The organism is Leucobacter chromiireducens subsp. solipictus (assembly GCF_016758195.1).
GTDB lineage: Bacteria > Actinomycetota > Actinomycetes > Actinomycetales > Microbacteriaceae > Leucobacter > Leucobacter solipictus.
In genome coordinates this window covers 225,650-243,013 of record NZ_QYAC01000001.1, presented here as the reverse complement: position 1 = coordinate 243,013, position 17,364 = coordinate 225,650, and the positions used below count along the sequence as shown (strand labels likewise).

At 71.7% G+C, this 17,364-nt stretch carries 17 protein-coding genes; 10 read left to right on the top strand and 7 right to left on the bottom strand.

The genetic code is table 11. The features are described 5' to 3' along the window. The first annotated feature begins 135 nt into the window (after nucleotides 1-135). The 3 genes from D3230_RS01155 (at nucleotide 136) to D3230_RS01145 (ending at nucleotide 3,408) form a co-directional block, all read left to right on the top strand. The gene (locus D3230_RS01155; protein WP_202343170.1) at nucleotides 136-1,365 is read left to right on the top strand and encodes an MFS transporter; all 1,230 of its coding nucleotides are present in this window, start codon (nucleotides 136-138) and stop codon (nucleotides 1,363-1,365) included. Nucleotides 1,366-1,411: 46 nt separating this feature from the next. Further along, nucleotides 1,412-2,368, top strand: a complete 957-nt coding sequence (locus D3230_RS01150; RefSeq protein WP_202343169.1) for a MerR family DNA-binding transcriptional regulator — start codon at nucleotides 1,412-1,414, stop codon at nucleotides 2,366-2,368. A gap of 137 nt (nucleotides 2,369-2,505) precedes the next feature. Further along, nucleotides 2,506-3,408, top strand: a complete 903-nt coding sequence (locus D3230_RS01145; protein ID WP_202343168.1) for an endonuclease/exonuclease/phosphatase family protein — start codon at nucleotides 2,506-2,508, stop codon at nucleotides 3,406-3,408. Nucleotides 3,409-3,439: 31 nt separating this feature from the next. Here D3230_RS01145 and D3230_RS01140 read toward each other — a convergent pair whose 3' ends face one another. Together D3230_RS01140 and D3230_RS01135 are read right to left on the bottom strand one after the other, a co-directional pair. Next, nucleotides 3,440-4,087, bottom strand: a complete 648-nt coding sequence (locus D3230_RS01140; protein ID WP_202343167.1) for a hypothetical protein — start codon at nucleotides 4,085-4,087, stop codon at nucleotides 3,440-3,442. Between the two features lie 119 nt (nucleotides 4,088-4,206). Next, the gene (locus D3230_RS01135) at nucleotides 4,207-5,121 is read right to left on the bottom strand and encodes a LysR family transcriptional regulator (RefSeq protein ID WP_202343166.1); all 915 of its coding nucleotides are present in this window, start codon (nucleotides 5,119-5,121) and stop codon (nucleotides 4,207-4,209) included. Nucleotides 5,122-5,201: 80 nt separating this feature from the next. On the opposite strand from D3230_RS01135, the gene D3230_RS01130 reads away from it, so the two are divergent. The 7 genes from D3230_RS01130 (at nucleotide 5,202) to D3230_RS16280 (ending at nucleotide 12,812) form a co-directional block, all read left to right on the top strand. After that, entirely contained in the window at nucleotides 5,202-6,092 is an 891-nt protein-coding gene (locus D3230_RS01130) for an EamA family transporter (RefSeq protein ID WP_337249034.1), read from the top strand. Nucleotides 6,093-6,177: 85 nt separating this feature from the next. Beyond that, on the top strand, nucleotides 6,178-7,632 hold the full coding sequence (locus D3230_RS01125; RefSeq protein WP_202343165.1) for an APC family permease: 1,455 nt from the start codon (nucleotides 6,178-6,180) through the stop codon (nucleotides 7,630-7,632). Next, complete coding sequence (locus D3230_RS01120; RefSeq protein ID WP_337249033.1) at nucleotides 7,629-8,447, top strand: gamma-glutamyl-gamma-aminobutyrate hydrolase family protein; 819 nt, start codon at nucleotides 7,629-7,631, stop codon at nucleotides 8,445-8,447. Before D3230_RS01125 ends, D3230_RS01120 begins: the two co-directional genes overlap by 4 nt. 8 nt (nucleotides 8,448-8,455) lie before the next feature. Continuing rightward, the gene (locus D3230_RS01115) at nucleotides 8,456-9,241 is read left to right on the top strand and encodes an SDR family NAD(P)-dependent oxidoreductase (protein ID WP_337249032.1); all 786 of its coding nucleotides are present in this window, start codon (nucleotides 8,456-8,458) and stop codon (nucleotides 9,239-9,241) included. Continuing rightward, a complete protein-coding gene (locus tag D3230_RS01110; protein ID WP_202343164.1) occupies nucleotides 9,238-10,605 on the top strand; it encodes a glutamine synthetase family protein in 1,368 nt (455 codons plus the stop codon). Before D3230_RS01115 ends, D3230_RS01110 begins: the two co-directional genes overlap by 4 nt. Before the next feature lies 1 nt (nucleotide 10,606). After that, nucleotides 10,607-12,070, top strand: a complete 1,464-nt coding sequence (locus D3230_RS01105; RefSeq protein ID WP_202343163.1) for an aldehyde dehydrogenase family protein — start codon at nucleotides 10,607-10,609, stop codon at nucleotides 12,068-12,070. A 22-nt stretch (nucleotides 12,071-12,092) separates the two neighbouring features. After that, nucleotides 12,093-12,812, top strand: a complete 720-nt coding sequence (locus D3230_RS16280) for an FCD domain-containing protein (RefSeq protein ID WP_202343162.1) — start codon at nucleotides 12,093-12,095, stop codon at nucleotides 12,810-12,812. 233 nt (nucleotides 12,813-13,045) lie between these two features. Here the strand turns inward: D3230_RS16280 and D3230_RS01095 are convergent, their stop codons facing one another. From D3230_RS01095 to D3230_RS01075, 5 genes are all read right to left on the bottom strand, one after another. After that, nucleotides 13,046-13,942 (bottom strand): M23 family metallopeptidase, encoded by an 897-nt coding sequence (locus tag D3230_RS01095; protein WP_337249031.1) that lies wholly within the window; start codon nucleotides 13,940-13,942, stop codon nucleotides 13,046-13,048. Further along, a complete protein-coding gene (locus D3230_RS01090; RefSeq protein ID WP_202343161.1) occupies nucleotides 13,939-14,490 on the bottom strand; it encodes an ArsR/SmtB family transcription factor in 552 nt (183 codons plus the stop codon). Before D3230_RS01090 ends, D3230_RS01095 begins: the two co-directional genes overlap by 4 nt. 57 nt (nucleotides 14,491-14,547) lie before the next feature. Further along, nucleotides 14,548-15,018 carry a nuclear transport factor 2 family protein gene (locus D3230_RS01085; RefSeq protein WP_202343160.1) on the bottom strand — a complete coding sequence of 157 codons (471 nt, stop codon included), beginning with the start codon at nucleotides 15,016-15,018 and terminating at the stop codon, nucleotides 14,548-14,550. Nucleotides 15,019-15,126: 108 nt separating this feature from the next. Beyond that, on the bottom strand, nucleotides 15,127-16,464 hold the full coding sequence (locus tag D3230_RS01080; RefSeq protein WP_202343159.1) for an FtsX-like permease family protein: 1,338 nt from the start codon (nucleotides 16,462-16,464) through the stop codon (nucleotides 15,127-15,129). Continuing rightward, nucleotides 16,461-17,189 carry an ABC transporter ATP-binding protein gene (locus D3230_RS01075; protein ID WP_337249030.1) on the bottom strand — a complete coding sequence of 243 codons (729 nt, stop codon included), beginning with the start codon at nucleotides 17,187-17,189 and terminating at the stop codon, nucleotides 16,461-16,463. The genes D3230_RS01080 and D3230_RS01075 overlap by 4 nt, the downstream gene beginning before the upstream one ends. Nucleotides 17,190-17,364 lie beyond the last annotated feature (175 nt).

Genomic DNA, 17,364 nt, shown 5'->3' with positions numbered 1-17,364 from the left:
GGAACCGATCCGGCACCAAGCCGAGACGCGTGGGCTGGGGAGTTCTGCGCCGCAGGACTAGGCTGTCAGCGGGTGCGCGCGGCAGCGCGCGGGGTGTTCCGCTTCGTACCACCCGTGAGAACAGAGAGCGTCACTATGGCTTCGAGCTACCGCGCACTATTTCGCCTGCCCGGCACGATCCCCCTGACCAGCGCGGGGCTGTTGGCCCGGATGCCGCTGTCCATGATCGGGATCGGGCTCATCACGATGGTGGCGACCGCGCGCGGCAGCTACGGGTACGCGGGTGCGCTCGCCGCGGTGTTTGCGATCTCCTCGGCGGTTGCGACACCGCAGGTCGCGCGCCTCGTGGATCGCTTCGGGCAGCGCCGCGTCGTCCCGATTGCCGGAACGGTCAGCCTCGGTGCGCTCGCCGTGCTCCTCCTCACCTTCCGGCTGGACGGGCCCGTCCCCGTGATCTTTGTTGCGGCGGCCTTCGCTGGGCTGCTTCCGAGCATGCCGGCGTTAGTCCGCGTGCGCTGGGTGGGGATCCTCGAGCGAGCGCGGGAGCAGGAGGGCGCGCATGCCCCGGAGTTGCACACCGCGTTCGCGTGGGAGACCGTGCTCGACGACCTGAGCTTCGTGCTCGGGCCCCCGATCTCGATCGGCCTGAGCGTGGCCGTGTTCCCCGAAGCCGGACCTCTCGTGGGCGGGATCCTGCTGCTTCTCGGCGCCGGCTGGCTGCTGAGTCAGCGCGGCAGCGAACCCCGGCCGGGCAGGCAGGGCGTCGCGACCGGGCCGCTCAGTGTGCTCCGCGTTCCCGCCGTGTGGGGGATGGTGGTGACGCTCCTCACGATGGGTGCGATCCTCGGCACCGTGGACGTGGCGAGTGTGGCGTTTGCGGAGCGGCAGGGTATTCCGGCCTCGGCCAGCGTGGTGCTCGCGGTGTACGCGCTCGGCTCCGCGCTCTCCGGCATCGTCTTCGGGACGGTGACCCTTCGCCGCCCCACCCGCGTGCTGCTCCGGGTCGGGATCGTCGGGACGGCGCTCACCACGCTGCCGCTGATCTGGATCTCGACGGTCGTGGAGCTGTCCGTCACCGTGTTCATCGCCGGTGCGTTTTTCGCGCCGACCATGATCCTCGCCACCAAGCTCATTGAGGAGGCGGTGCCGGCGCCGTCGCTGACGGAAGCCCTCACCTGGTCGACCGCCGGACTCGCCTTCGGGGTCGCCATTGGGCCCGCGGTTGCGGGGCCGCTGATTGACGCCTTCGGTGCCAACGGCGGGTTCCGGGTGTCGCTGGTCGCGGCCGCGGTCCTGCTCGCGCTGCTCCCGATCGTGACGAGGACGGAGCGGGGCCCCGCGGGCGGTGGCGTGATCCCGAGTTGACCCTGCCCCCAAGGGGAGGGTCTAGCGTGGGCCCAGGAGGAACACCATGCGAATCGGAACGCTTGCGGCGCAGGCCGGCACCACGATCAAGGCCATCCGCTACTACGAGCAGATCGGGCTGATCGCCCCCGAGCGCGACCCGAACGGGTATCGCTTCTACGACGAGACCGCCGTGCGGGCGGTCCAGGAGATCCGCGCGCTGCAGCGGCTCGGGATCCCGCCCGGACGATCCGCCCCGTTCCTCGAGTGCCTGCATGCCGGCCACGAGCACAGTGACGAGTGCGTGAGCTCGCTCGCCGTGTACCGCGACGCGATCGCGGAGCTCGACGGCATGATCGCGGAGCTGGGTGCGCGCCGCACCAGTCTGCACGCCCGACTCGAGGCGGCGGCGGACCGGCAGATCCCGGACGCCGCGGCCCAGGCCGCGGCACCCCCGCACGATTTCACACGGCTCCCGGACGGGCTCCCCGTCCCCGAGGACGATGGGGCCGCGGCGCACCTGCCCGGCATGTCGCTGCCGGATCTGAGCCTGGGCGAGAGCTCCGGATCACGCGTTTCGCTCGCCGGGCTCGGGCCCGGCCGCACCGTCATCTACCTGTATCCGCTCACGGGGCGCCCCGGCGTCGACCTCCCCGAGGGGTGGGACGGGATTCCGGGGGCGCGCGGCTGCTCCACCCAGGCCTGCAGCTTCCGGGACCACTTCACCGAGCTCGCGGAGGCGGGCGCGGCCCGCGTCTACGGGCTGTCGAGCCAGGACACCGGATATCAGGCGGAGGTGACGGCGCGGCTGCGGCTCCCGTTCACGATGCTCTCCGACCCGGACTTCGCGCTCGGCGATGCGCTCGCGCTCCCCACATTCGCCGCGCCCGGACACGCGCGCCTGTACTCGCGACTCACGCTGATTGTCTCCGAGGGCCGCATCGAGCACGTGTTCTACCCGATCTTTCCGCCGAACACGCACGCGAATCAGGTGCTCGCCTGGCTTCGTGCGCACCCGCAGTGACCGGATAGCCCGGCACCCTGCCAGCTCCGGCACAGCCCGGAGTCAGGAAGCCGAGTGCGCCGGTTGCTACGATCGGTGGCTTCGCTGGCGGAGGGACAGGCATGGGTCACAGGACAGGCAGACGGAGGCGGGTTGGCGTGCTGATCGCGGCGCTCGCCGCGGTCAGCATCGCGGCGATGCTCGCGCCGGAGCGATTTCCGGACGTGTGGGGTCTCGCCCTGCCGTTTGAGGCGATGCTGCCGTGGTTGGGTGTCCCCGTCGCCCTGCTCCTGATCGCCGCGCTCGCGCGCCGGGCCTGGCTGGGGATCCTCGTGAGTCTCGCCGCGGTCGCGGTGTGGTCCTGGGTGTTCGTGCCCCGGGTGCTCCCGCTCGAACCCGCAACGGCGGGGGCGTCCGCCGGGACGGTGACCGTGCTGAGTCAGAACCTGCAGGGCGGGGCGGGGGATCCGCTTGCGAGCGCCCGGGGCGCGCTCGCGGAGCAGCCCGATCTGCTCGCCTTCCAGGAAATCGACGCCGACTCGCGCGCCGAGCTGGGGCGAGCCCTGCAGGACGCCTACCCGTACACCGCGAACGCCAGCACGGTCGGGCTGTGGAGCCGGTACCCGATCCGGGACACCGAACCGCTCGATCTGGGGTTGGGGTGGCCGCGGGCGCTCCGCGCGGTGGTGGCCACCCCCGGCGGGGACACCTCCGTGTACGTGGTGCACGCCGCCTCCGCGCGCCTGCAGGGGCACGACGCGCGTGACCAGATGCTCGCCGAGCTGGCGGAGCTGGTGCGCGCGGACGCGAGCCCGCGGATCATCGCGCTCGGCGACTTCAATGCGGGGCCCGACGATCGGGCGTTCGCCCCGCTACTGGAAGTGCTGCAGGAGCCGCGCCAGACCGCGGGGGGCTTCGGCTTTAGCTGGCCCGCGAAATTCCCCGTGGTGCGGCTCGATCACGTGCTGCTGCGCGGCTTCGACCCGCGCGCCATGACAACCCAGCCGCTCGGAACGAGCGATCATCTCGCGGTCTCCGCGGAACTCGGGGTCACCCCGTAGCCGGTGTTGCCGGATCGCGCAGGTCTGTCCCTCACGTCTCAGCCGCGTCGGGAAATGGGAGCCCGGCTCGGACACTGAGCCGCCGGTAGTCGCGGGCGAGCGCCCACGCGTAGGTGAGCGTGGCGAGCGCTCCGCCAACCCCGGCGACCCCGAACACGGTGAGCCAGGGCACCGTCGGATCCTGCGCGAGCAGCGCCGCCGCGACCCCGAACAGCGCCGAGCCCGGCCCGAGCACGTAGTCGATCCGGCGATCCATGATGCGGGCCATCGGAATAAAATGCAGGCCGATCACCACCACCATGAGGGGCAGCACCCACCGGCCCCGACCGAGGGCGAGGAGCACGATACTGCCCAGGATCCACACCGGGTGCGCGATCGAGTTGATCCGGGTTATCGCGGTGGTGCGCCGCTGATTTTCCGGGTCAGAGGGCCCGTCCGTCGGTGGTGCGAAGCGGGCGGAGTGCTGCATCTGTGCGATTCCGCGGACGGCGAAGGCAAGGGCGAGGAGCGCCGCGACCAGAAACGCTCCCGCACCCCAGAACCCCCAAGCGAACGGCCACCACGCCGCGTAGAACACTGCGTAGACGCTCATGAGGAGCGGGAAGAATGCGATGGCTCGGGCGGCATTGCCGAGGTGCTCCGGGGAATCCCGGGTGGCATCCTGCCGTCGAGACGTCATTTTTTCAGTCTGGACCAAGTTCTCGCTGCACCGTAGGACTGAGTGTCAGGATCGCCGTTCGTGAGTGCGCCTCACCGAAATCACGGCTCACCCCCTGAGTGCCCGCGCCCGCCCCGCACTCACCCAACGTTGGGCGTGACAGGCGTGACAGGCGTGGCAGGCGGGGCGGGGCGGTCGAGGGCGGCGAGGAACGCGCGGGCGGCGGGGCTGGGGTTGAGGGTGCTCCAGGCGAGGTACTCGTCGCGTGTGGGCCCATCCCGGAGCGGAACCGCGACGAGGGCGGGATCGGCCGGGAGTGCGCGGGAGGGGAGCAGCGTGACCGCGAGCCCGTGGCGCACGAGATCGAGTGTGAGGACGGCCTCGGTGGCCTCAAAGGCGACGTCGCGCGGGATCCCCGCGGCGGTGAACGCGAGATCGCTCTGCGCGCGGGCGGGGGTGCCTGCGGGGAAATCGGCGAAGGTGTCGTCGGCGAGCTCGCGCAGGGCCAGCTCCTGCCGCCCGGCCAGGCCGTGCTCGCGGGGCAGCACCGCGACGAGCGTGTCCGTGGCCAGGTGCCGCCAGGCTACCCCGCGGGGTTCGCGGCCGGGCGGGAGGCCGAGGAACGCGACATCGAGCCGGCCGGCGGCGATCGCCGCCTCGAACTGGGCGCTGCCGCCGCCCCGGACGGCGAGCCGCACCTCGGGGTGTGCCGTCCGGAACGCGCGGAGCGCGGCAGGCACATCGATGGCGGAGACGGTGGGGATCACGCCCACGGTGAGCGTGCCGGTCACGCGGCCGACCGCGGCGGCGGCATCGCTCGCGGCGCGCTCCGCCGCGTCAATGCTGGCCCGCGCCCCGGGCAGGAACGCCGCCCCCGCCGCGGTGAGTTCCACGCGGCGGCTGGTGCGGGCGAAGAGCGCCACCCCCAGCTCGCCCTCGAGGGCCTTGATCTGATGGCTGAGCGCGGACTGGACCACGTGACATCGGGCCGCGGCCCGGGTGAAGTTCAGCTCCTCGGCGAGGGCGACGGCGTAGCGCAGCTGCTGCAGTTCCATGCCATCTATCGTGCACTGAGATAGATGGCATGACAAGCATGTGTTGGACTCATGAATGCGATGAGCCGCACGATAGAACCGTGAACATCACCTCTGCATCTTTCTCGCCCACGAATCGCGTGGGGATCACCCTGCTCACCGCACTGGCCCCCGCGGTCTGGGGTACCACCTATGTCGTCACGACCGAGCTCTTGCCGCCGGGACACCCGTTGTTCGCCGCGCTCATGCGCGCGCTGCCCGCCGGGCTCCTGGCGATCGCGCTCACCCGACGCCTGCCGCGCGGTGCGTGGTGGTGGAAGAGCGCGGTGCTCGGCACGCTGAACATCGGGGCGTTCTTCCCGCTCTTGTTCATCAGCGCCGAGCGGCTGCCCGGAGGGGTCGCGGCCACGCTCGCCGCCCTGCAGCCCATCATCGTGACCTTCCTCGTCATTGTCCTCCTCGGTGAGCGGTTGTCCGGCTGGCGGCTCGCCTGGGGCCTGGTCGGTGTCGTCGGAATCGCGATGGTCGTGCTCGGGCCGGGTGCCGGGCTCGACGCGGTCGGGGTCGCCGCGGGGCTCGTCGGGGCGGTGTCGATGGCGCTCGGGGTGGTCCTGACGAAGCGTTGGGGGCGCCCGCAAGGGGTGGGTGCCATGTCGCTGGCCGGGTGGCAGCTTGCGGCCGGCGGGATCGTGCTCCTCGTTCCCACGCTCGCGCTGGAGGGCGTGCCGACGGCCATCGATGGCCCGGCCGTCGCCGGGTACCTCTGGCTCGCCCTCGTCGGCGGGCTCCTGACCTACTCGATCTGGTTCTCGGGAATCCGGCGCCTGCCCGTCACCGCCACGGCGCTCCTCGGCCTGCTCTCGCCGCTCGTCGCCGCGGCACTCGGGGCGTTCGTGGTGGGGGAGACGCTCGCACCGATCCAGCTCGCGGGCTTCGCGCTGGCCCTCGTCGCGATGGTCGCGGGGCAGCTGACGCCGGGGAAACGGGGGTGATTGTGGCCGCGGACTAGCGCGAATGGACTATTGGTATATATATTAGGCCAAGGCGAATCCGCGCCCCCACCACTTGGAGCAGTCAATGACGACCACCGCACCACACCCCAGCACCCCGCAGGCCGGTGACACCGCCCTGCGGGGGCGTCTGGGCCCCGTCTCCATCACCTTCATGGTGATCGCCGCCGCCGCACCCCTCACCGTGGTTGGCGGCCTCGTGCCCGTCGGTATCCTGCTCGGCAACGGCATCGGATTTCCGATCATGTTCATCGTCGCCGCGGCGATCCTGCTGCTGTTCTCGGTGGGGCTCATGGCGCTCAACCGTCATGTGCCCGGCACGGGCACATTCTCCAGCTACGTTGCCGTGGGCCTCGGCCCGCGCGCCGGGGCGGCCGCTGCGGGGCTCGCGCTCGTGTGCTACAGCGGGGTGCAGGCCGCCGTCTTTTCGTATCTGGGGGCCACGCTCTCGAGCAGCATCGCCGCGCTCGGCGGACCGGAGCTGCACTGGACACTGTTCACGATCGCGAGCATCGCGCTCGTGGGCATCCTGGGGTACCGGCACATCGAGCTCAGCTCGAAGGTGCTCTTCGTGGTGCTCGCCGCGGAGATCGGGATCGTGCTCGTGCTCGGCGTCGTCGTGATCGCCAGCGGCGGGGCGGAGGGGCTCGACGGCAGCCCGTTCCTGCTCAGCCACATCCTCTCCGGCTCGCCGGCGCTCGGGCTCATGTTCGCACTCGCCGGGTTCATCGGATTCGAATCCACGGTGGTGTACCGCTCCGAGGCGCGGGATCCCGACCGCACGATCCCGCGGGCCACCTACGGTTCCGCGATCCTGGTCGGCCTGTTCTATGCCTTCGGGACCTGGGTACTCATCATGGCCGCCGGCCCGAGCGCCATCGTTGCCGAGGCCGGCGCGGACCCGTCGGGGCTCCTCACCACGCTCACCGCGCGGTACCTCGGGCCGCTGGGTGAGATCGTCGTGGCGGTCCTGTTCCTCGGGAGTATGTTCGCCGCCGTGCTCTCGCTCCACAACGTGATCTCGCGCTACCAGCACTCGATGGCGCACCGGGGTCTCGCGCCGCGCGGGCTCGGCGCGGTCCACCCGGTGCACGGTTCACCGCACCGCTCCGCGCTCGTGCAGGTCGCCACCGCCGCGATCCTCATCCTGCTCGCCAACGGGGTCGGAATTACCGCGGACATGATGTTCTCCTGGGGTGCCGGGATCGGGAGCGTGGCAATCGCGATCCTGATGGCGATCACCTGCGTCTCCGTGATCGTCGCCTTCCGCCGCGCCCCCGGGCGGACGACGCTGTGGCAGCGCCTGATCGCCCCCGGCCTCGGGGCGCTCGGCCTCCTGATCGGGGCGGTGTTGATCGTCGCAAACTTCCCCCTGCTCGTCGGTGACGCCCGCCCCGACGGGACCCCCACCTGGGGTCCGGTCTCCATTACGCTGCTCGTGATCATCGCCGCCGCACCCCTCATTGCCTGGCTGCTCTCCCTGACCCGCCCCCTTCCCGCTGAAAGAGGAATCTCCGAGTGAACCCCCAGATGCCACTGATTGGCCTGAGCGGACGACGCCTGTCCGGTGCCCAGATGGGTGCCCCCGCCGGCTTTGTCGACGCCCCCGCCGATCTGTACCTGAGCGAGTATGCGATCAACGTCAGCGCGACCGGTGGGCTTCCCGTCCACCTCCCGCTGGACGCGGATCCGGTCGCCCTCGTCGAGCGCCTCGACGGTCTCCTGCTCGCGGGCGGGGAGGACGTCACGCCGGCCCGCTACGGCCAGACACCCGGCCCCCGCACCGGGCCGTCCTCTGCCGAGCGTGACACCTTCGAGCTCGCCCTCGCGGCAGCAGCGATCGCGCGAGGGATCCCCGTGCTCGGCGTGTGCCGGGGCGCCCAACTGCTGAACGTGCTGCGCGGCGGCACGCTGATCCAGCACCTTCCCGACGACGGCCCGATCAGTCACGTCCCGGGTGATCGACCCCGGCGCGAGCGTGCCCACACGGTCCGCACGGAACCGGGCAGCCTGTTCCGTGAACTCTACGGCGAGCAGCCGGGCGTCAACACCTTCCACCACCAGGCCGTCGACACGGTCGGGCGGGGCATCCGGGTCACGGCGGTGGCGCCCGACGGCGTCATCGAGGGCCTGGAGTTTACGGATGCCCCCGTGGTCGCGACCCAGTGGCATCCTGAGGTGTTCGATGCCGATCCCGTCTTCGCCTGGCTCACGGCCGCGAGCCGCGCGTTCGCGGCCGGTCACCCGATCCACAGCCCTTCTCTGGGGCACAGCCCTTCTCAGGAGCACAGCCCCGCCGTGCCCCAGCCATCCGCCCAACCCGCACTCCAGCACTAAGGAACCCCGTGATTCAGCACACCGCAACGCCGCGCCACCTCGACAAGACCGCATTCATCACCGGTGCCGGATCCGGCATCGGCCGGCAGACCGCGATCCGGCTCGCCGCTGAGGGCGCCGCCATGATCATCACCGATGTCAACGCCGCAGCGGCCGCAGAAACCGTCGAGCTCATCACCGCGGCGGGGGGCCGCGCCATCGCCGCGGTCGTCGACGTCCGCGATCGCGCGCAGATCCAGGCGGCGGTCGCCGCTGGCGTGGAGGCTTTCGGCGCGATCCACCTGCTCGTCAACAACGCCGGCCTCGTGACCGACCACTCGCTCCGCACCCTCACCGAAGACGCCTGGGACCTGGTGCTCGACGTCAACCTCAAGGGCCAGTGGCTCGTCGCCCAGGAGGTGTCGCTCGAGATCGCGAAGGCCGGCGGCGGGGCGATCGTGAACCTCTCCACGGTGGAGGCCTCCGTGGTCGTGACGAGTGGGACCACGGCGCAGCCGCACTACAACGCCTCGAAGGGCGGGGTGCCGATGCTTACGAAGGCGCTCGCCGTGGAGCTCGCGCCCGACAACATTCGCGTGAACTGCGTGGCCCCCGGCCCGATCGCCACCGACTTCTTCGACCTCGAGGGGGTCACGAGCCCCGAGGCGCAGGAGTTCATGAACCAGCGTCTGCTCGTGCAGCGGATCGGCACGCCCGACGACATCGCGCGCGCCGTGTCCTGGCTGCTCTCGAGCGAGGCGGAGTGGATCGACGGCATCCAGCTGCCCGTTGACGGCGGATGGCTGACCCGATGAACGACTGGCTGCTGCAGCCCGAGGAACTCGCGGACCTCGGGATCCGCACCGTCATCATCGCGACGCCAGACTTGCAGGGCCGGCTCATGGGTCGCCGCGTTCCCACCGCCCAGTTCCCGAGCATCATCGCGAACGGCGTGGACATCTGCACCTGCGTGTGGGCCTGGGACATCGAGCAGGGCCTGGAACTCATCGAGGCGGGTGCCTTCCCGCTGTGCACGCTGCACAACGGGATCCCCGACGCGACGCTCCGCCCCGACCTGTCGACGCTGCGCCGCGCCGCGTGGCTCGCGGACGTTGCGATCTGCATGGCGGATCCCTACGTTCCGGGCACCGACACGCCCCTCGACGTGTCGCCGCGCGTGCAGCTGCGCCGCGAGCTCGCGCGCTACGCGGACGCCGGGCTCGCACCGGCGGCCGGGACCGAGCTCGAGTTTTACCTCTACCTGAACGATCCGCGCGAGCTGCGCCGCAACGACTTCCGGGGCCTCGAGCCGACGACCGCGTATGCGTGCGATTTCGGGATCCAGGAGGGCAACACCTACGAGCCCTTCTTCCAGCAGCTGCGCGCCGATCTCGAGGCCTCCGGGATCGGCGTCGAGGCGGCGCAGTCCGAGCACGGTCACGGGCAGTGGGAGATGACGTTCCGCTACGGGGAACCCCTCGCGATGGCGGATCAGCACGCGCTGTACAAGCTCGCCGTGCGCGACTCGGCCGCGCGTGCGGGGATGTCGGTCACCTTCATGCCGGCACCGCACAACGGGCAGCCGGGGTCGAGCTGCCACATTCACCTGTCGCTGCGCAGCACCGACGGGGCGTTCAGCTTCTGGGACGACGCCGCGCCCCACCAGATGAGCGCGCTCATGCGCTCCGCCGTGGAGGGGACGCTGCAACACGCGCCCGGGCTCACGCTCTGGTTCGCGCCGACGATCAACGCGTATCGCCGGCACCGCGGCGACGGGGTCGCGGGGCTCGGGAACTCCTGGGCGCTGGCGGACCGGACCGCAACGGTCCGGGTGCTCGGCTTCGCGCCGGAGCAGCTCCGCTTCGAGTTCCGCACGCCCGGGGCTGATGCGAACCCCTACCTCGCGCTGCTCGGTCTCCTGGGGGCGGCCCGGGACGGGATCGAACGCGAGCTCGAACTCCGCGCCCCGCACGATCCCACGCGCGAGCCGACGGCCGCGGAGCGGCTCCCCGCCAACCTCGGGGCCGCGGTCGCGGCGTTCCGGGACAGCGCCTTCGCGCCGACGCTGGTCGGGGATGAGGTGCACCACCATCACGCCGTCCTGGGCGAGCACGAGTGGGAGACGTTCCTCTCCGCCGTGAGCGACTGGGACCTTCGCCGCTACTTCGACAGGATCTGAGATGACCACCACCGTTCCACTCCTTCGCACCTGGATTGCGGGTCGAGCCGAAGAATCCGAGGGGCCCGAGCGGATCCGCCCGGTCGACCCCAACACCGGGGCGGCGCTGCCGCTCGCCCGCGAAACCTCGGAGGCGCAGCTGGAGCGCGCGATCGCGGAGGCTGACGCCGCGCACGCCGACGCGCGGTGGCATGGCTTGGGCCTTGCGGAGCGTTGTCGGATCCTGGAAGCCTTCGCGGCCGGGCTCGACGAGCGCGGCGCGGAGATCGCGCGCCTCGACGCGCTCGACTCCGGGGTGCCGATCAGCGTTACGCAGCTGTTTGGCGGCGGCAACGGCGACACGGTGCGCGATGCGATCGTCCACGCGCGCACCGCGGCGGCGGCGGGGCCGCTCGACGCCGACCACGCGGACGTGCGGGTGCACCGGATCCCCTGGGGACCCGCCGCGCTCATCACCCCGTGGAACGCACCGAGCGCGATGGTGGTGAAGAAGATGGCCTACGCGCTCGCCGCCGGTGCCCCGGTGGTGGTTAAGCCGTCCTCGGCCGCGCCGCACAGCGCGGAGCTCATCGCGGAGGCCGCCGCTGCGGCGGGCTTCCCCGCGGGCACCTGGTCGCTGGTGCGCGGCGGCGCGGTGCTCGGGAAAGCACTGTCCGAGGAGCCGCGCATCGCCGCGATCTCGATGACGGGCTCCACGCCGGTGGGCCGCGACATCGCGGTGCGCAGCGCAGCCCGGTTCGCCCGGGTGCAGCTCGAACTCGGGGCCAACAACCCGGCGATCGTGCGCGCCGACGCCGACATCCCCGCCACGGCACAGGCGCTCATCGCCGGGGCCTGGAAACTCTCCGGCCAGTGGTGCGAGGCACCGCGCCGCGTCTACGCGGCGGCGAGCGTGCACGGCGAGCTGCTCGCGGCGCTCGCGGCCGAGTCTGAGCGCTGGGTGGTGGGGTCGAGCCTGGACCCGGCGACGCAGATCGGTCCCGTCGCGTTCCCCGAACGGCGCGAGGAACTGCTCGCGCAGCGCGACGAGCTCGTGGCCGCGGGCGCACGGATCGTCGCCGAGGCCGCGGTACCCGAGGCGGGATGCTTTGTGCCCCCGACGATTCTCGACGGGAACGGTGCGGAGCCCGAGGCTGAGGTGTTCGGCCCGATCCTGGTCGTGCACGCGATCCCCGAGACGAACGACGCGTTCGACGCTGCCGCGCTCGCTGCGGCGTCGCGCGGGCACGTGGGCCTCGCCGCGTATGTGTTCACCCGCGACGAGGAGGCCGGCCGCGCGCTTGCCGTCCAGCTCCCGGCGGGCGAGGTGAAGCTCAACGGGACGAGCGTGCTCGACATGGCGCCGGGCTCCGAGCAGTCGTTCTTCGGGGCCTCCGGGCTCGGCGGCCACGGCGATGCGCGGCTGCTAGAGTTCTTCACGGGCGCGCGCGTGGTCGGTGCAGACCGCCCCGGACTGCCCCTTTGATCTCACGGCCAGGAGGTCCCAGGTGAATATCCCCCCGCTCTCGGAGAGTGGTCGCGGCGCGGTCGCCGGGTATCAGGCGATCGTTGATCACGTGCGGCGCGAGATCGCGCTCGGGCGGCTCGCGCCGGGTGACAAGCTGCCCGCCGAACGTCGCCTCGCGGAACAGCTCGGCGTGGCCCGGGAAACGCTGCGGCAGGCGCTGCGCGTGCTCGAGGGGGCGGGGGAGATCAGCATCCAGCGCGGGTCTTCCGGGGGTGCGTTCGTGCGCCCCTCGGATGAGGATCCCGCCGCGCGCCTGCGGGCACTGCAGGGAAAGCGCGGGGAGATCCTCGAGCTGGTGCAGTTTCGCGGCATCGTCGAGGCCGCCGCGGCTCGGCTTGCCGCGGAGGCCCGCACCGCGGAATTGGTGGAGCGCCTGGACGCGGCGATCGTGGACATGGAGCATGCCACCACGCTCGCGGAATCGCGGCGCGCGGACACGGACTTTCACCTGGCGATCGCCGAGGGGTCCGGGAACGCGCTCCTCGTGCGCGCGGTGGAGGACGCCCGCGTGCGGATGTTCGAGCCAGTGGACGTGCTCGCCGTCCACTTCGTGAAATCCTCAAGCCTTGACGCGCACCGCGCCCTGCGAGCCGCGATCGCCGCCGGGGACGGGGCCGCCGCGGATCGCGAGATGCGGGATCACCTCGCGACCACCGCGGGGGAGTTCGAGCGCTTGATCGAGGGCCCGCCCGCGGGCTGAGCCCGCCCGCGGGCTGAGCCCGCCCGCGGGCTGACCCTGCCGCGGCAGCATGGCGCCGATGGGTGAGTTTCGGGGGCTTCGCGCACGTCAAGCCCCAGAAACTCACCCATCGGTGCGGAGCACCGGTGTGAACCGCGATCTGCGCGCCCGTGTGGCGGCGCGATACGCCGCAGCGCCGCGAACGGTTTCTCCGGCGGGTGCAAGATCTCGCCGCCCGGGCGTGACGGGGGCACCTAGCCGTCGCACCCGCCCGACGCGACCATGTGCTGCTCGTTCTCGGGGAGCCCGGTCACGGGGGCCGGATCCTCACCGAGGGTGATTCCCACAAACGCCATCGGGATGCCCTGCGCTGTCCACAGCGAGGCCCGGTCCATGAGCTGCGCGTGCACGTGTGGCTCGCTGCTGTTGCCCGAGTTGCCGCACGCCGCAATCTGCTGCCCGGCCGTGACGGTGTCGCCCACGCGGACCCGGAGCGAGCCGCGCTGCAGGTGCGCGACGAGCGCGAAGGTGCCGTCGTCGCCGCGGATCGTGACGTGATTGCCGACGACGAAGCCCGGCCCGCCAAGTTCCCGAACCGCCCCCTCGGCCATGAGATACCCGAGGCTCACCGCGTGGGAGCGCGCGCGGTGATCTCGCCGCCACCCGCTCGCGCGCACAACCCTCCCGCTCATCATGGCGGTCACCGGTTCCCCGAGCGCCGGGTACGCCGAAGCCGCCCGCATGAGGGGGCCGTCGCCGAACGCCGGACGGTGTCGATCCGCAGGTTCCGCCACCAGGTCGATGGCATGGGACTGCCCGTAGGCGCGAACGCCGTGGCTGGGAACCTGTGATGCCGGACTGTTGAGCGCGAGCCAGCGGCCCTGGACCGGCGAGGTGACGGTGACCGGCTCGCGGGTGGGCAGGATCCTGGCCCCGACGACGCCGATGCTCACCGTGACTGCCCCGAGCCCGATGGCGGCCCAGCCCATCGCGCGGCGTGCGGCCTGCCAGTCATCCCCCCACGGAAACAGGCTCGTCACGGCGATCGCAACGAGTGGCACAATGACGAGCGCATACCCGAAACTCCGCACGCGATACGCGGCGAGCACACCCGCACGCAGCGCTCGCCGCCGGGGCGCGTCCGCGCTCACCGCTCGGCTCCGAGCACCCCGGCAAGGAGCGGCACGATCCGGGCGGCGGGCACCTCGTAGCTGCCGCGCCCGCTCTGGCGTACCCAGCCGGCGGCGACGAGTTGGCGCAGGTGGTGGTGGAGTTGTCCGGTGGTCCCGAGGCCGTCGATATCGGCGAGCTCCGCGGTGGTGTGGATACCGGCCAGGATATGGCGCAGAAGTTCGAGACGAACGGGGTGACCGAGCGCGGCGAACGCTGCGGCGCGCTCCGACCAGTCCGATTCGAGGAGGCCGGCGGTGCCCGCGCCCTCCTGCCACGCGACGGGTGAGCCCTCCGGGAGGGTGAGCGAGCCGACGAGCATCACCATGCCCTCGGCGGTGCTGGGGTGATCGGCGCGCCGGGCCTGGACACCCTCGAGTGCCCAGAAAGCCTCGGGGTCGAGCGCCGGGCTGTGGGCAGCGCTCTCGGCGCGGAACTCGGTGCCGGATCCGGCGCGCGATTCGAGTTCGTCGACTCGGCGCGTGAGCGCGTCGAGCTGGGCTTGCAGGGCCGCGGTATTCGGAGACATGGCGCAATAGTACGTTACAACGTACTTACGACGCAACGAGGTTACGAGGTGACAAAGTCAGGCGGCCTCCGCCGCGACGTCCTCGAGCGGGGCGGCCCGTGCCTCAGCGTTTCCCGCCGCCGCAACGTCGTCCAGGGCACGCTGCAGGTGCTGCAGATCCTCCAGGGTTTCGGCCCGGGTGATGCGACCCCAGTGCAGGTGCATATGCTGCATCAGTCGATTTTCGTAGCGCTGCCCGTCGGGGAGGATCCCCACGACCCGGGCCGTCAGGGCCACCCGCATGTGCCAGGGGGGACCGTTCACCAGGATGTCCTCGACGGCAAAACGTGCGCCGGGGAGCAGCCGGAAGAGCCGCTGCCACCAGGCCCGCATCGTGTGGTGTGTCGTGCGCACGCCGCCGAGCGCGTGGTCGCCGTGGAAGTGAGACATGAAGCGGGGAGCGAGGCTCGTGAGCAGCGGCTCGGCGTCGCCGGCGCTCAGGCAGGCGAACACGGCGCGAATCTTGCGGCGTACCAGGGCGTGGATCATGCAGGCCTCTCATGGGAACACCCCCAGCCCGCTCCGTCTCACCCCAGTGTGCACGACGGGCGGGCCGCTGCCAAGCCTGATGCATCACCTTCGTCCGAGTCCGACCCTTCACTCCCCGCGCTGGGGTGCCGCCAGTTCGCGCCGCAGCAGCGGTGACGTGACGCCCACCCCCGCACGGACCAGGAGCAGCCCCAGCGCGAGCACGCCCGCGGTGGCGATCAGGAACCACGGGGCCACGGCGAGGGCGATCCCGACCAGGGGGAACGCGAGCACGACCGCCGTGAGCGCCGAGCCGATGACCGCGAGACGGGCGGGGATCATGACGCGCAGCGTCCGTGCGCTCTCGAGCGCCCGACGGGGCATGCCGATGCGGTCGAGTGCCCGGGTGAGTTCGCGCCGCTCGAACACCTCCGCGGCCTGGGTCAGCGCGACCTGGCAGGCGACCACGAGAAACGCGAGCGCGACAAGGGCGAGGAGGAAGGTGCGGGCATCCGCGAATAGGAGCAGCTGATCCGGGGTCATGATCTCGCGGCTCTGACTCCGGACGATCGTGTCGAGGTAGCCGAGGAGCGACCCCGCCGGGATCGCGATGAACGTGGCGAGCGCGAGCGCCGAGACGGCGCGCCAGGCGCTGCGGGGATCGTCCTGCACTCCGCGCGCTGCGATGAGCTGCGGGGCCGCGGTGGCGCTGCGGGCCAGCCGGCCGGCCCGCAGCGAGACCACGAACGGCCCGACCGCCGCGAACACCGCCATGACCGCGAGCACGACGGCACCGAGCGCCCCGACGATCACGAGCAGCCCCCACCCGGGCGACATGAGCTGCAGGACCAGCGCGGCGGCGGCCACCACCGCCCCCGCCACGGCAACTCGCGCCCAGCTGAGCCGCGGGGCCGCAGGTCGCGTGCGCACGCCCAACGGGGAAAGGATGACCCGCCGCAGTCCGAGGAACGCGCTGCTCCCGGCCACCGCCACGAGGAGCGGTGGGAGCGCGGTCCACACCCACCAGGGCAGCCACAGCCCTTCAGCCGTGAGCGGTGCGCCCCGCAGTGGCATCGGGGCGAGCGCCCACGGCACCAGGGCCGAGAGCGCGGTTCCGGCGCAGACGCCGAGCGCGGCGGTGACCGTGACCTCGGCGACCGCGATCCGGCGCACGCGCGCTGCGGTGGCACCGAGCAGGCGGAGCGTCGCGAGGCGCTCATCGCGGCTGCGCGCCGCGAGCCGCGCCGTCGCAGAGCCCAGCGTGAGTAGCGGAACGAACAGGACCAAGACGATGGCCACGGCGAGTACCTGGTACGCGATCTCGGCGGAGGGCACCCGCCACAGGGCGCGGGCCAGCATCGCCACCGTACAGGTGAGCACGGTGGTCAGCGTTGCGGCGATCAGCTGCAGCGCGAACGCCGCTCCGGATCCGCGGCTCGGCCGGATCAGCAGCCACACGGCGGTCATGCCGGATCCTCAATCCGGCCGTCCCGCACGCGCACGATCCGGTCGCAGCGCGCCGCGATCTCCGCCGAGTGGGTGACGAGAACCACGGCGCGGCGCGGCTCCGGCCCCGTGCCCCACGCCGTGCCCAGCAGTGTGTCGAGCACCTCCTCCGCGGTGTGCGAGTCCAGCGCACCGGTGGGTTCATCAGCGAACACGATGCTGGGTCCGGTGACGAGCGCGCGGGCCACCGCGACGCGCTGCGCCTGTCCGCCGGACAGCTGACCGATGCGCCGCTCACCCAGTTCGCTGAGCCCGAGCTGGTCCAGTTCGCGTTCCGCGCGCGGCTGAGCGAGCCGGCGCTGCACGCCGGCGAGCAGCAGCGGCACCATCACGTTCTCCGTGGCGGTGAGCTCGGGAATGAGCATGCCCTGCTGGAACACGAAGCCGAAGCGGTGCAGCCGGATCGCGGAGCGCTGGGCGTCGCTCTGGCCCGCAAGATCGTCGAAGCCGGCATCGTCTGAGCGGCGCAGGATCACCGACCCCGTGTCGGCGGTGAGAATGCCGGAGAGCACGAGCAGGAGCGTCGACTTCCCCGATCCGCTCGGTCCCATGATCGCCACGGATTCGCCCGGTGCCACGGTGAAGTCGGCCGGCGCGAGGGCGACCGTCGGCCCGTATGATTTCGCGATGCCTTCGGCTCGGAGGAGCCAGGGGACACGCGAGACGTCGCCCGTGTGCGATGGCACGGCCGACGGGGACGGAGGGGCTGGGTTCGGGGGAGCGTGCATGTCGACTCCGCTTCTCTGGGGATCGGGGCTGGTCCGCCCAGGCTACGAAGACGGGTACGGCCACGGCCACCACCCACGGGTGGAACTCGTGGTGGGCTCTCGGCACGATCCACCCGTGGGTGGTGGTCGGCCC

Excerpts from the sequence above, each read along its gene's own strand:
- D3230_RS01155 (WP_202343170.1), top strand. The coding sequence starts at position 136 with ATGGCTTCGAGCTACCGCGCACTATTTCGCCTGCCCGGCACGATCCCC.
- D3230_RS01150 (WP_202343169.1), top strand. The coding sequence starts at position 1,412 with ATGCGAATCGGAACGCTTGCGGCGCAGGCCGGCACCACGATCAAGGCC.
- D3230_RS01140 (WP_202343167.1), bottom strand. The coding sequence starts at position 4,087 with ATGACGTCTCGACGGCAGGATGCCACCCGGGATTCCCCGGAGCACCTC.
- D3230_RS01135 (WP_202343166.1), bottom strand. The coding sequence starts at position 5,121 with ATGGAACTGCAGCAGCTGCGCTACGCCGTCGCCCTCGCCGAGGAGCTG.
- D3230_RS01125 (WP_202343165.1), top strand. The coding sequence starts at position 6,178 with ATGACGACCACCGCACCACACCCCAGCACCCCGCAGGCCGGTGACACC.
- D3230_RS01110 (WP_202343164.1), top strand. The coding sequence starts at position 9,238 with ATGAACGACTGGCTGCTGCAGCCCGAGGAACTCGCGGACCTCGGGATC.
- D3230_RS01105 (WP_202343163.1), top strand. The coding sequence starts at position 10,607 with ATGACCACCACCGTTCCACTCCTTCGCACCTGGATTGCGGGTCGAGCC.
- D3230_RS01090 (WP_202343161.1), bottom strand. The coding sequence starts at position 14,490 with ATGTCTCCGAATACCGCGGCCCTGCAAGCCCAGCTCGACGCGCTCACG.
- D3230_RS01085 (WP_202343160.1), bottom strand. The coding sequence starts at position 15,018 with ATGATCCACGCCCTGGTACGCCGCAAGATTCGCGCCGTGTTCGCCTGC.
- D3230_RS01080 (WP_202343159.1), bottom strand. The coding sequence starts at position 16,464 with ATGACCGCCGTGTGGCTGCTGATCCGGCCGAGCCGCGGATCCGGAGCG.